This window comes from Streptomyces sp. WAC00040 (assembly GCF_056835925.1).
The window spans coordinates 1215575-1228506 of record NZ_JAKQZE010000001.1 but is presented as its reverse complement, the minus strand read 5'-3'; the positions used below and the strand labels follow the sequence as shown (position 1 = coordinate 1228506).

10 protein-coding genes are annotated in these 12932 nt (G+C 72.5%); 5 read left to right on the top strand and 5 right to left on the bottom strand.

The annotated features are described in order from the left end of the window. Positions 1-13 precede the first annotated feature (13 nt). The 3 genes from MDN94_RS05515 (at position 14) to MDN94_RS05505 (ending at position 3094) form a co-directional block, all read left to right on the top strand. Positions 14-706: an iron-dependent transcriptional repressor DtxR gene (locus MDN94_RS05515; protein WP_441265138.1), complete on the top strand. Its 693-nt coding sequence runs from the start codon at positions 14-16 to the stop codon at positions 704-706. A 727-nt stretch (positions 707-1433) separates the two neighbouring features. Beyond that, positions 1434-2297: an alpha/beta fold hydrolase gene (locus MDN94_RS05510; RefSeq protein ID WP_482727012.1), complete on the top strand. Its 864-nt coding sequence runs from the start codon at positions 1434-1436 to the stop codon at positions 2295-2297. Then, on the top strand, positions 2294-3094 hold the full coding sequence (locus MDN94_RS05505) for a hypothetical protein (protein WP_482724834.1): 801 nt from the start codon (positions 2294-2296) through the stop codon (positions 3092-3094). Before MDN94_RS05510 ends, MDN94_RS05505 begins: the two co-directional genes overlap by 4 nt. On the opposite strand, the gene MDN94_RS05500 is transcribed toward MDN94_RS05505, so the two are convergent. The 4 genes from MDN94_RS05500 to MDN94_RS05485 form a co-directional block, all read right to left on the bottom strand. After that, the gene (locus MDN94_RS05500; RefSeq protein WP_482724833.1) at positions 3087-3941 is read right to left on the bottom strand and encodes a hypothetical protein; all 855 of its coding nucleotides are present in this window, start codon (positions 3939-3941) and stop codon (positions 3087-3089) included. The two genes, MDN94_RS05505 and MDN94_RS05500, sit on opposite strands and share 8 nt — an antisense overlap. Before the next feature lie 482 nt (positions 3942-4423). After that, positions 4424-6046, bottom strand: a complete 1623-nt coding sequence (locus MDN94_RS05495; RefSeq protein WP_482727011.1) for a transporter — start codon at positions 6044-6046, stop codon at positions 4424-4426. After that, complete coding sequence (locus MDN94_RS05490) at positions 6022-6834, bottom strand: ABC transporter ATP-binding protein (RefSeq protein WP_482724832.1); 813 nt, start codon at positions 6832-6834, stop codon at positions 6022-6024. Before MDN94_RS05490 ends, MDN94_RS05495 begins: the two co-directional genes overlap by 25 nt. Before the next feature lie 140 nt (positions 6835-6974). Then, complete coding sequence (locus tag MDN94_RS05485; RefSeq protein WP_482724831.1) at positions 6975-7640, bottom strand: bifunctional DNA primase/polymerase; 666 nt, start codon at positions 7638-7640, stop codon at positions 6975-6977. A gap of 282 nt (positions 7641-7922) precedes the next feature. Here MDN94_RS05485 and MDN94_RS05480 point away from each other — a divergent pair, with 282 nt between their 5' ends. Together MDN94_RS05480 and MDN94_RS05475 are read left to right on the top strand one after the other, a co-directional pair. Then, on the top strand, positions 7923-9308 hold the full coding sequence (locus MDN94_RS05480; protein WP_482724830.1) for an NsdA family TPR-like regulatory protein: 1386 nt from the start codon (positions 7923-7925) through the stop codon (positions 9306-9308). A gap of 176 nt (positions 9309-9484) precedes the next feature. Next, positions 9485-11407: a hypothetical protein gene (locus MDN94_RS05475; RefSeq protein WP_482724829.1), complete on the top strand. Its 1923-nt coding sequence runs from the start codon at positions 9485-9487 to the stop codon at positions 11405-11407. 75 nt (positions 11408-11482) lie between these two features. On the opposite strand, the gene MDN94_RS05470 is transcribed toward MDN94_RS05475, so the two are convergent. Beyond that, on the bottom strand, positions 11483-12796 hold the full coding sequence (locus tag MDN94_RS05470) for an ABC transporter substrate-binding protein (RefSeq protein WP_482724828.1): 1314 nt from the start codon (positions 12794-12796) through the stop codon (positions 11483-11485). Between the last annotated feature and the right edge of the window lie 136 nt (positions 12797-12932).

Genomic DNA, 12932 nt, shown 5'->3' with positions numbered 1-12932 from the left:
TCGAGGGGCACGTATGTCCGGACTGATCGACACGACGGAGATGTATCTCCGCACCATCCTCGAGCTCGAGGAGGAAGGTGTGGTGCCCATGCGGGCCCGGATCGCGGAGCGGCTCGACCAGAGCGGTCCGACGGTCAGCCAGACCGTGGCGCGCATGGAGCGCGACGGACTGGTGACGGTGGCCGGCGACCGGCATCTGGAACTGACCGGCGAAGGCCGCCAGCTGGCCACACGCGTGATGCGCAAGCACCGGCTCGCCGAGTGTCTGCTCGTCGACGTGATCGGGCTGGAGTGGGAGCAGGTCCACGCGGAGGCCTGCCGCTGGGAGCACGTGATGAGCGAGGCGGTGGAGCGGCGGGTGCTGGAACTGCTGCGTCACCCGACGGAGTCCCCGTACGGGAATCCGATCCCGGGCCTCGAGGAGTTGGGGGAGAAGGCAGAGGCCGACCCGTTCCTGGACGACAGCATGGTCTCCCTGGCCGAGCTGGACCCGGGTCCGGACGGCAAGACGGTCGTAGTGCGGCGGATCGGCGAGCCGATCCAGACCGACGCCCAACTGATGTACACGCTGCGGCGCGCGGGCGTGCAGCCCGGTTCCGTGGTGAGCGTGACGGAGTCGGCGGGCGGTGTGCTCGTCGGCAGCAGCGGTGAGGCGGCGGAACTGGACGCGGAGGTGGCTTCGCACGTGTTCGTCGCGAAGCGCTGAGCCGCCGACGTCTTGAGACCCTCGCGTTCCGGGGCGCCGACGCCGTGAGACGCCGACGCCCTGGGGCGGAAGCGTCTCGAGGCGCTGACGTCACGAGGCGCCGACGCTCGTAGCCGCTGTCGTACCGAAGCGCTGCTTGTCCGCGCTGCCTTGTGTCCGGGCCGGTCTCGTCCCCTCAGCGAAGAGGGCGGGGCCGGTCCGTTTTTTCACATGGACGAAACCGTTTTCCGTCCGGAATGGCAGCGGCCGGGGCAATCGCGTGCCACCCTGAGGCTGAGGCATATGACCACGGCCGGGGGGTGGGGACCCCCACCGAGGGCAGGGGAGGGATCCGGAAATGCGCCCGTCGTACGCCCCGCGCGGGAACCGGCGCGGATGCCCGCGCGGACTTGCGGGTGCCTCCTTGTGCTGCCGCTCCTGCGGGGGCCCGCTGACAGGAAGGGGTCCCGGCGCCCGAGGGCGCCGGGACCTGTCCTCCCCTGTCCTGACCCGGAGCCCCGAGCTCCCAGGGTCAGTCCCCACGGACCGTTTTTCCCCGAGCGGTCCGCCTCCCGCAGAAGATCTCCCCCCGGTAGCGCGAGTCAATCCCGGCATGGGGTCACTCGAACGAGCGGTGTTGCGTGGCAGAACCGCGTTTTCGAATATAGGTTCGATAGTCTGACGGAGTTCGACACGGGGCTCACACGAGCCAGTCCTACTCGGGGGAGAGAAGGGGGTGCCAGGGCCGATGGTGCGGCGCATCGACGTGACCGGAGCAGATGGCGTACGCCTGGCTGCCTGGGAGTTCGCGGACCCGCCGAAGGGCCGCGCGGAAGGGGACCACGCCCCGGGGGTCTTATTGCTCCACGGCCTGATGGGCCGGGCATCGCACTGGGCCTCGACGGCCCGGTGGCTCACCGAGCGGCACCGCGCGGTGGCGCTCGACCAGCGGGGGCACGGCCGCAGCGACAAACCCGCGGAAGGGCCTTTCACCCGCGACGCGTACGTGGCGGACGCCGAGGCCGCGATCGAACAACTCGGCCTCGCGCCCGTGACCCTGATCGGCCACGCGATGGGCGCCCTCACCGCCTGGCAGCTCGCGGCCAAGCGCCCCGACCTGGTCCAGGCCCTGATCATCTGCGACATGCGGGCCTCCGCGCTCGGCGCCGCGTCCCAGCGGGAGTGGGAGGAGTGGTTCCGCTCCTGGCCCGTCCCGTTCGCGACCCTGGCCGACGTCCGCAAGTGGTTCGGCGAGGACGATCCACGCGTCGAGCGGCCGAACCCGGCCCGCGGCGAGTTCTTCGCCGAGGTCATGGCGGAGCGGGCCGACGGCTGGCGCCCGGTGTTCTCCCGCCGGCAGATGCTCACCTCCCGGGAGACGTGGGTCCACGACGCCCACTGGGAGGAGCTGGCCCAGGTCCGCTGCCCCACCCTGGTGGTCCGCGGCCTCGACGGCGAACTGGGCCGCGCTGAGGCCCAGGAGATGGTCCGCGTACTGCCCCGCGGCCAGTACGGCGAGGTGTCCGACGCGGGCCACCTGGTCCACTACGACTGCCCGTCCGGCTGGCGGAGCGCGATCGAGCCGTTCCTGGACGGGGTCCTGACGCAATGACAGCCCTCGACCCGCCCGCGGCGTCGCCCCTCCCTCCGGGTCCGGCGGAGCTCCAGATCGCCGACATCCTGTCCATGGACGCACGGGGCGCGGTGTGCGTCGTGCGCTGTGTGGCCGGCGTCGCCCGGGCCGGTCAGGCGTACGAGGGCGGGCGCCTGGTCCTCGATCGGATGGACCGGTACGGCCGGCCGGTGGACCGGGTGGATCCGCCGCACAGCGCGAAGGTGCGCCTCAACGGCGCGGGCGCGGACCGGATCCGCGAACGCACGATCCTCTCCACGGACGGCCCGCGCCGCTTCGGGTACGTGGGCCCGCGCGCGATCTGGCACGCCGCCGAGGACGCACCTGAGGGGCGGGTCATCCGCGGCACCGACGACTTCCTGGACTGGGCCGGGGCCCGGGAGCCGGCGGAGTGGGCGGAACCGTTCACGTACGTCGTCGACGAGAAGGGTTTCCTCCGGCTGGCCGCCCGGCGCAGTGAGCATGTCGCCTGTGCCGGACGGGCCGCTGTCCGTGCGGCCGGAGAGGTCGCTTTCGGGCGGGCCGGCGACGGCTGGGAGGTGGTCGAGGTCAGCAACCAGTCCACCGGCTACTGCCCCGACCCCGACTGCTGGCCGTCCGTCGCCGCCGCCCTCGATCGGGCCGGGATCCCGCGGCCCGCTCGGTTCACGCACGAGATCGTCTTCCGCCGCTGCACGGACTGCGCGGAGTTCAACATCGTGCGCGAGGACCACTTCGTGTGCGTCCTCTGCGGGGAGGACCTGCCGGAGCGGCGCGCGCCGCGTGACGTCAGCTGAGCGGCTTGCGGGCCTGCTCGCGGACCTGAGCCGTCGTCTCGGCCGCCGCGTCGAGGTCGATGTCCTGCGGGGACTTCGCCGACGTGGCGGCCGTGACCACCGTCACCGACGCGCTGGTGTTGTCGTCGGCCCAGGCGCAGATGGGCAACGAGCTGGTGCCGCCCCCGTCCTGTGCCATCGTCACGACCTGGCAGGTGATGGTGACCTGGGAGCCGGTCGGGGTGACGTCCGTCGCCGGCACGGCGAGCGTGGCGCCGTCCGCGGTGGCCGCGCCGTTGAGCAATTTTTCCCGGGCCGTGTCGGGGTTCTTGATGCGGCCGTGCATACCGGACAACACCAGGACCCCGCCCTCCGACGCGGACGTGTACTGGGCCACCGTGGCCTGGGGGTCGCGGATGTCGGTCTCGTCGACCGGTGACGACTCGAGCTCCTTCTGCCGCTGGGCGGACTGGTCGTCGGCGAGCTCGTACGACCCGTCGAGCAGGGTCTGCGGTGCGGTCAGCCCGTACTCGGCAGCCGGGTACGCGGTGCCGCCCCCGCCGCCCCCGCCGCCCCCTCCGGCCGGCCGGAGGACATCGGACGCGAACCAGCCGAAGGCGAGGAGCCCGATGATCGACGCCATCACGATGACCACGTTCCTGGCGGTGTGGTCCTTCTTCGGCGGCTGGACCGGCGGGGCGTACGGGTAGGGCGAGGGGGCGCCCCACCCGCCCGCGGGCGGGTACGGCTGCCCGCCGTACCCCGCCTGCGGGGGCACGGGCGGGGCCGCGTGTCCCGGGTACGGCGGCTGCGGCGGCCCGCCGTATGGATTCGGCTGCTGCCCGTACGGATTCTGCGGCGTCGACATGACCATGACGCTACGTCATGACCGCCCGGCCGGTTCCCGGCACCGGCCCGGCTCGTGTCCTGCTCAAGGTCCTGTTCAGCGACGCGTGGGCCCCGTACCGACGCAACTGGCCGGAATGGACAGGCGTTGAGACAGGGGGAATTCACATGCGTGAGACCGGTTGGCGATACCGGGCAGCGAGTTCATGACCACTGGAGCACGCTTCGGCGAGACCAGTGCGGCGCTGTGCGTCGGTCCGGGGTTTCGGCTGTGACGGCACCGCGGTTCATCAGCGGATCACCCGAGCGCCGAGCAGGCCGAGGGTCGATGTCGACGGCGAACCGGGGTCATCCGGAACGGCTGCCTGGCGTATCAGCGAGTCCGGCACGTAGCGCTTCTCCCGTACAGCCCGACGGCCGCCGTCCGACCCTTTGCCAGGGGTCGGACGGCGGCCGTTCAGTGTTGCGGCGGCTGGCGGCGTGAGCGGGCTGGGGCCGGGGTCGTCAGCCCTTGCTGACCGCCGTGAGGATCTCCGGCAGGCGTCTCGCCGTCTGCGGTGCCGCGAGCCGCACGCCCGCCCACGTGAGCAACGCCCCGTACACGGCACCCACCGGCAGCACCGTCCACTGGGTCTCGCTGCCGGAACCGGCGGAGGCGTTCAACATGATCGTGAGGACGATCACCGGTGCGCAGAGCAGCGCCGCCATGACCACGCCGCCGAAGATGGAGAGCCACGCCAGCCCGCCCTGCCCCGGGGCCACGTTCTTGTAGGCGCTGTCCTGCGGGATCGAGTACGGGAAACGGGCCGAGGCCACCGCGCCCGTCGCCAGCATCGCGCCGAGCAGGGCGAAGGACAGGCCGAGCGCCTCCGGCAGGTCGTGCCACTGACCGAGCGCCGCCCCCGTGAGCACCACGACGAGAACGGTGTACGGGAGGGTGATGACGAGCAGCGCCAGGGTCCGGGCGCGCAGTTCCTCGTACGCGTCGCGCGTGGAGGAGATCGTCAGCGCCACCATCCAGAAGGCCGAGGTGTCCTGACCGAACTGGTTGTACATCATCATGCCGAGCATCCAGGCGGCGAAGCACGCGAAGTAGATCGAGCCGGTGCCCTGGAGGGCGTTGAATATGGGCACGATCAGCCCGATGGCCAGCGACGACACCCAGGCGCCCTTGGTCTTCGGGTCGCGCCAGATGTACTTGAGGCTGCGCTGCATCACCGTGCCCGTGCGGCCCTCCGGCAGCAGTCGGTGCTGACCCGACGCGGTGCCCTTGCGGGTCGGCTCGGACGCCGCGGCCAGCGTGGACCCGTCCGGGGTGGTCATCAGCTTCGTCAGGCTGTGTCGCCAGGCGCGCAGCAGCAGGACGAGCGCCACCGCGGAGAGGGCGAGCTGGGCCAGGGCCCGGCCGTACGCGCCGTCGCTCGCCGAGTCCACCGCGCCGATCGCGGACGCCGGCGGCACCCACCGTACGATCGCCGCCGCAGGGTCCAGTGCCGCCAGGCCGCCCGCGTCGCCGAGGCGCTGGGCGCCGAAGTTCACGAACTGGATGCCCACCGCGATCAACAGTCCGCTGAGCACCGCCAGGTCGCGGCCCTTGCGGGAGGTGAGCAGCCGGATGTTCGCCGCCGCGACCGTGCGGGCGAGGGCCAGGCACACCAGCAGGGCGAGCGGGACGGCGACGAGGGACACCAGTGCCGCGACGACGCCGTGGGACAGCGCGAACGCCGAACCCACGACCATGCAGAGAGTGAAGAGCGGGCCGATGCCCATCAGGGACGCGACGAGCAGCGCGGTCACCAGCGGCCCCGGCCGGAGCGGCAGCATCACCAGCCGCGTCGGGTCCAGGGTCTCGTCGCCGCTCGGGAAGAACAGCGGCAGCACCGCCCAGCCGAGCGCCAGCAACCCTGTCAGGAGGACGACGAGCGACATGGCGTGCTCGTTGCCGCGGAGCATGATCAGGCCCAGCAGCTGGAAGGCGGCGAGCAGCAGCACGAACACCATCGAGATGACGAACGCGGTCCTGCGGCCCGACGACTGGCGCAGCCCGTTGCGCAGCAGCGACAGCTTCAGACGTACGAAGACGGAGGTCAGGGACGCCGTACTCAACGCGCACCGCCGCCGAGCCAGTCCAGCGACTCCCCGTTGTCCCTGCCCTGCGCGCCGACCAGTTCGAGGAACGCGGCCTGGAGCGACGGAGCGTCGCCGCGGACCTCGGCCAGCGGGCCCTGCGCGCGGATCGTGCCGGCCGCCATGACCGCCACCCAGTCGCACAGCGACTCGACCAGTTCCATCACATGGCTGGAGAAGACGACGGTCGCGCCCGAGGCGGTGTACCGCTCGAGGACCCCCCGGATCGTCTGCGCGGACACCGGGTCGACGCCCTCGAACGGCTCGTCGAGGAACAGGACTTCCGGGTTGTGCAGCAGCGCCGCCGCCAGGCCGATCTTCTTGCGCATGCCGGTCGAGTAGTCGACGACCAGCTTGTGCTGCGCGCCCGCAAGGTCCAGCACGTCCAGCAGCTGGCCGGCGCGCTTGTCGACCTCGTCGCCCGGCAGTCCGCGCAACCGGCCGTTGTAGGCGAGCAGTTCGCGGCCGGACAGTCGCTCGAACAGCCGCAGGCCCTCCGGCAGGACGCCGATGCGCGACTTGACCTCGACGGGGTCGCGCCATACGTCGTGTCCCGCGACCTGGACCCGGCCCTGGTCCGGGCGGAGCAGGCCGGTGACCATCGACAGGGTCGTGGTCTTGCCCGCGCCGTTCGGCCCGACCAGGCCGATGAAGCTGCCGGCCGGCAGGGTCAGATCGATCCCCGCGACGGCGATCTGCTCGCCGAACCGCTTCCACAGACCTTCGACTTGCACTGCGGGCGGTGCCGTCCGTGCCCCGCCCGCACCCTCAACTGCCTGGTCCGGCATGTGTTCCGCGCCTTTCGCCCGTCCCCGTACGTGCCTTGCGGCACAGGTGTACGGGTCCACCCTACGGACGCCGGGGTGCGGGGAGGCTGCCCTGTCCCCGTCCCATCCGCCTCCTCCCGGGCGTCCGCTCGGCGCTGCCGCTATCCCTGGCGCATCCGGGCCGACGCCGCTTCCCTGCCGCACGCGTACGCGAGCGGGCTGATGAGCTCCTCGGCGTCCGGGAGCCAGCGGTTGGCCGGGGTTGGGCGGCGCGCCCACTGCACGGCGCCCTGCCCGCCGATCCGGGTGGGCGGGGCGGCGACGTAGTGGCCCTCGCCACGGGTGATCAGATCGAGGGAGCTCGGGAGCCAGCCCAGGTTCCTGATCAGCTCGGGGGCCTTGAGCGCCGCGCCCGGCAGTACGAAGAACAGCATCCGGCGGTCGGGAGTGCACGTCACGGGGCCGAGGGGCAGATCCATCCGCTCCATGCGTGCGAGCGCCAGGAAGCCGGCCGAATCGGAGACCTCGATGGCGTCGAAGGTTCGGCCGGTGGGCAGCAGGATCGAGGCCGTCGGTTGCTTGGCCCATATCCGGCGCGCGGCGGTGGCGCTGCCCGTCGCCTGGTTCGCCCAGTCCGGGCGGCCGGCGTGCGCGCCGGGGAGGGGGCAGCGCAAGTCGCCGCACGAGCAGCGCTGCCCCCCTTCGACCGCCTCGAGCCAGGTGCCGGGGAACACGTCCCAGTGCCTCTCTTCCGCGTACCGCACAGCGCTGTCCAGCACTTGCTCGCCTCGCTGTCGGGGGATCCGGGCGGCTTTCGTGACTGCCATGGTCTCTTCCACGACACACTCAACTACCGCCGTAACGACCGGTTACGGGGCGTGATGCGGTGGGCGGTGGAGCATCGATCCTGCACGTGGGGCGCACGGGTGCACGACCGGGGGCGCGCACGGGGCGGGGGCCGTAGGGGCGGGTAGGAGTGCGGGGCGCGCACGTCAGCGGCCGTGACCGGGCCGCACCACGGCAAAAGCGAACCAACCCGACCAACCCTGCATTCTCCGTATATCAGCCGGGCATTGATCAACTCATTGATCAACATCAGGGGGTAGTTCATGGCAGCCAGGCCTCTCGTCGTCCGCCAGCCGAACGAACGGCTTCAGGCGCTCATCCAGGAAGCCGGATGCTCGAACGCCGGTCTGGCCCGGCGCGTCAACATGGTCGGTGCCGAGCGCGGCCTCGACCTGCGCTATGACAAGACGTCCGTCGCCCGGTGGCTGCGCGGCCAGCAGCCGCGCGGCCGGGCGCCGGGCATCATCGCCGAGGCGCTCGGCCGCAAGCTCGGGCGCACGGTCGCGATCGACGAGATCGGCATGGCGAACGGCAAGAACCTCGCCACCGGCGTCGGCCTCCAGTTCGCGCCGACGGTCGTGGGGGCGATCGAGCAGGTCTGCGAGCTGTGGCGGAGCGACGTGGGCCGCCGGGACTTCCTGTCGGGCTCCGCGGTCGCCGCGTCCGCTCTCGTGGAGCCGAGCCGCGACTGGCTGATCACGGGAGCGGACACTCAGGTGGCCCGCACCGCCGGGGCGCGGGTCGGCCCGCCCGACGTCGACGCGGTCCGGGCGATGACCGCCGCGCTGACGGAGATGGACCACCGCTTCGGCAGCGGCCATGTGCGGCCGGTCGTCGTGCACTACCTGAACAGCGTGGTCTCGGGGATGCTGTCCGGTTCGTACCGGGAGGCGGTCGGCCGGGAGCTGTTCGCCGCCGCGGCGCGGCTGACGGAGCTCGCCGGCTACATGGCCGTGGACACCGGTCAGCCGGGGCTCGCCCAGCGGTACTACATCCAGGCGCTGCGCCTGGCGCAGGCCGCCGGTGACCGGGCGTACGGCGGCTATGTGCTGGCCGCATCCATGAGCCACCTGGCGGCGGAGCTCGGCAACCCGCGCGAGATCGCCCAGCTCGCCCGCGCTGCCCAGGAAGGGGCGCGGGGGCGGGTCACCCCGCGGGTGCAGGCCATGTTCCACGCGGCGGAGGCGCGTGGGCACGCCCTCCTCGGTGACGCCCGCACTTGCCACGGGGCGGCCGGCCGGGCGCTCGCCGCGCTGGAGCGGGCCGAGCCGGACAGCGGCGACGACCCTGACTGGATCACTCACTTCGACGGCGCGTATCTGGCGGACGAGCTGGCGCACTGCCACCGCGACCTCGGTGAGGGGCAGAGCGCGGCGCGCTACGCGTCGCAGGCGCTGGAGGGCCACCCCGAGTCGCGGGCCCGCCGACGGGCGATCGGTCTGGTCCTGCTGGCCTGCGCGCAGGTGCAGCAGCGCGAGGTGGAACAGGCCTGCTGCACGGGCACGCGGGCGGTGGAGCTGCTGGACACGCTGCGCTCCAGCAGGGGCGCTGAGTATCTGGACGACCTTCAGTTGCGGCTGGAGCCGTACGCGGAGGAGCCGTCGGTACGGGAGTTCGCCACCCGGCTGGAACTGCGGGCCGCGGCCTGACGTGGAGCGGGGCGCGGGAGGCGCAAGGGGTGGGTGGTGCACAAGGGCTTTCTCCCAGGAAAGGAGGGCGAGTTGTGTCCGCATCTTGTTACCGCTCCGGCACGTGTGTGCGGACCACTCCGGGCACCCGGTAGCGTGAGCCGACGATCGCAGTAGGCCCACACGTAGGAGTCCCGGTGACGCACAGCGGAGAGGGTGACGAGCAGCGGCTACCCGCCGCGCGGCCCGCGCACGAAGGCGTCGTGCTGCCCGCCGACGGCAGTGAGCCCCTCATACCGGGCGCGGCAGGCGCACAGACGGCTCCGGCGGGTGGGCAGCCGTGGGGTGAGCCGTGGGGCCCGCAGCAGTCGGCTCCCGTGCCCGGCGCCGCGTACGGATACCCGGGCCCGCCGCCGGCCGCCGGCGACGCGCCTCAGGGGTACGGCTACCCGGCCCCCGCGCAGCCCGGTGGCTACGGCTACCCGGCCTCCCCGCCGCAGCCGGGCGGTTACGGCCACCCCGGCGCCCCCGTGCAGGCCGGCCCCCAGGGCTACCCGGCCTACCCCGCGCAGGCAGGTCCGCAGGACCACCCCGGCGGTCCCGCTCAGCAGGCCGGCTACGGGGCTCCCGGTACGCCGCCGCAGCAGACGGACGCGCACCACGGGCAGGGTGCACACGCCGCCCCGCCGGCGGGCCCCGCGCCCGCCGGACAGGGCCACTACCCGGCTCAGGGTGGGCCCCAGGGACAGCCGTCGTACGTGGGGCAGGTGCCGGCGGTACCGCAGCCGGGTGTGCACCGGCAGGCGCTCCCGCCGCAGGACGCCCCGGCGGCGCAGTCCTCCGCCCCTCAGGGACCGGACGCCTACGGGCGGTACCAGGAAGCGCCTCAGGTCGCCGGTCGGGGCGGGTTCGGCGGACCGGGCGCGGGGGCGCAGCCCTTCCAGGCGGCTCAGGGCCAGCAGGCCCCGGCACCGCACGACCCGTACTCGCAGAGCGGCTTCCCGCAGGCTGCCGGCCCGAACGCGCCGAGCGGCTTCCCGCAGGCCGCCGGGGGCGACGCCGACGCCACGCAGTACATCGCGCCCGTCGCGCCCGGTGCGCTGCCGCCGGAGATGCCCGCGGAGTCGACCACGTTCCTCGGCACGGGCCCCCTGGCGTCCGGCGCCGCGCAGGGCGGTGCGCCGGAGGGAGCCGGCCAGGTCTCCGACGCCGACGCCACCCAGTACATCGCCCCGGTGCCCGGCGGGGCCGTGCCGCCCGCTCCCGTCGGGCAGCCGTTCGGCATCCGCCCCGGTGCTCCCGGGGACCGGCAGCCGCCCGCCGAGTTCGACAGTCTGTTCCGTTCCGAGGGGCAGGGTGCGCAGACGGCAGACGCCACCCAGCAGATGCCCCGCTTCGAGGAACCGCCCGGTCACGGTCATCCGCAGGACCGCCGGCCGGCGGCCCGGTACGAGCCGCACTTCGACCCGGAGCCGGAGCCGCGCCGCCGGTCCCTGGCGCCGGTGGTCGCCGCGCTCGTCGTCGGGTGCGCCGTGCTCGGACTCGGCGTCAGTGCCGTGATGTTCAGCGACGGGGACGAGCCGAAGGACCCGGGCCCGGACAAGAACGTCGCGGCCGACGCCCCGGCGCCCAGCGAGGCCGGACCCACCACGCAGGCCGCCGACCCCGCGGAGCCGCAGGCGAAGGACCTCGACAAGCTCCTCGCGGACAGCAACAACAGCCGTGCCGCGGTCATCCGTTCCGTGGAGAACATCAAGGTCTGCAAGAACCTGGACCAGGCCACCGCCGACCTGAAGGACGCGGCGCAGCAGCGCCGGAGCCTCGTGACGCGGCTGGGCACCCTGTCCGTCGACAAGCTGCCCCGCAACGCCGAGTTGACCGCCTCGCTGGTCAAGGCGTGGCAGGCGTCGGCCTCCGCCGACGACCACTACGCGGCCTGGGCGCAGCAGGTGAAGGGCAAGAAGGGCTGCAAGGACGGCAAGGCGCGGGTGACCAGCAGCACGGCCGAGGCCAACGCGGCGAGCGGAGAGGCCACGACGGCGAAGAACGCGGCCTCGCCGCTGTGGAACTCCATCGCCCGCAAGTACGGCCTGACAGAGCGCCGCAGCACCCAGCTCTGACGACGAGGCCCCGGCCCGCTTCCCCGTGGGAGCGGGCCGGGGCGCCGGACGCCGGGTGCCGGGGCCCTGGTCGGCCTACGAAGCGTCCATCAGGGTCGGGCCGACGTCCACGAAGTCCTTCCGCTGCGTCACCAGCCGTCCGTCGCGGACCACTTGGAACGTCACACTGCTGTTGACGATCCTCGGATAGCGGGAAGCGCCGAGCATGTCCTCGTAGCTCCATCGCAGGGCCGGAGTCAGGCCGTCGGTCGACACCTCCACCCCTTGGTCGAGGGCGTGCGAGATCTTGCCCGGCGTGATCCGGTCGCTGTTGATCGAGCGGACGACCTTGTTGAGGACGTTGTACGCGATCCACGTGGTCTGCACGCCCGCGTCGGCGGGGTCGATCCTGTTGTCGCCGAACGCGTGGGTCCGGACCACGTCGCGCATCCGGTCCCAGCGGGCGTCGCTCGCGTCGGGGTACCAGCCGGTGATGTAGGCGCCCTCGTAAGGGCCGTTGCGTCCGCCGGTGCGGTCGATGAGGGGCTGGCCGACGCTGCCCATCACGGACGAGATCCGGACCTGCCGTCCGTCCTCGGGCAGCCGCCGGTAGGAGTCGAAGAAGGTTTCCGTGCGTTCGCCGAGCGCGGCCGTGACACAGCCCGGCCGGTCGCCGTCGGACGCGGTCGTGGTCCAGGCCGGCTCCGCCGCCTGCCTGCGTGCCCGCCGTGCGTCGTCGGAGTAGTCGGTGGCGTCGTCGGCGGCGAGGATGTCCGCCGATTCCCGGGCCTTGCCACGGGCCAGGCCCGCGTTGAGGAGGTCGGGCAGGTCGTCGCCGGCGAGGCTGTCCGGCCGTACGAGCGCGACCTTGTCGCAGACGTCCGCGAGCTGCTGGCCGTTCCCGGCGAGCAGGGCGGCCTGACCGCCGTTGACGGGGTAGGACAGATAGCTGGTGAACTCCTCGTCGGAGATGCCGAATCCGCCGATGAAAGGAATGCCGGCGGCCTCCAGGGGAGCCATGAACGCGTCGCCGTACTGGCTGTAGGAGCCGACCACCGCGGCCGCGCCTTCCTTGACGGCGCGGCGGGCGCAGGTGGCCGCGCCCTGGGGCGTGTTCTGCTCGTTGCACGTGATGACACGCAGCTCGTGGCCGTCGATGCCGCCCTGCGTCTCTGCCCAGCGGGCGTAGGCCTTTGCCATGGCGGGCATGCCGGGCATATTGGTTGATTTGGTGTCTTCCGGGGCGAAGGTCATGACGGTGACGGGCTCCCTGGAGCCCCCCGGATCTCCAGGGAGTACGCCACAGCCGGCGATGAGCGACGCCCCGGTCGCCACCACCGCCGTACACGCGGTACGGACTGAGAAGGTCTTGGACGGGCGAGGGGAGGAGGGACGACGCCTACCGGTCATGACTGTGCACGCTTCCGGTTCCAGGTAACGGCACAGTGAGCATGGTTCAACGATGGGTGACGTCCAGGTGAATTACAGGGGGGCGTTCGGGCGGACGGAAAGGGAACGTACGATCGAAGGCGTGCAGCAAGGTTCG

Coding starts and splice junctions, on each gene's coding strand:
- MDN94_RS05480 (WP_482724830.1), top strand. CDS start 7,923: ATGGCAGCCAGGCCTCTCGTCGTCCGCCAGCCGAACGAACGGCTTCAG.
- MDN94_RS05490 (WP_482724832.1), bottom strand. CDS start 6,834: ATGCCGGACCAGGCAGTTGAGGGTGCGGGCGGGGCACGGACGGCACCG.
- MDN94_RS05485 (WP_482724831.1), bottom strand. CDS start 7,640: ATGGCAGTCACGAAAGCCGCCCGGATCCCCCGACAGCGAGGCGAGCAA.
- MDN94_RS05505 (WP_482724834.1), top strand. CDS start 2,294: ATGACAGCCCTCGACCCGCCCGCGGCGTCGCCCCTCCCTCCGGGTCCG.
- MDN94_RS05470 (WP_482724828.1), bottom strand. CDS start 12,796: ATGACCGGTAGGCGTCGTCCCTCCTCCCCTCGCCCGTCCAAGACCTTC.
- MDN94_RS05510 (WP_482727012.1), top strand. CDS start 1,434: ATGGTGCGGCGCATCGACGTGACCGGAGCAGATGGCGTACGCCTGGCT.
- MDN94_RS05500 (WP_482724833.1), bottom strand. CDS start 3,941: ATGTCGACGCCGCAGAATCCGTACGGGCAGCAGCCGAATCCATACGGC.
- MDN94_RS05515 (WP_441265138.1), top strand. CDS start 14: ATGTCCGGACTGATCGACACGACGGAGATGTATCTCCGCACCATCCTC.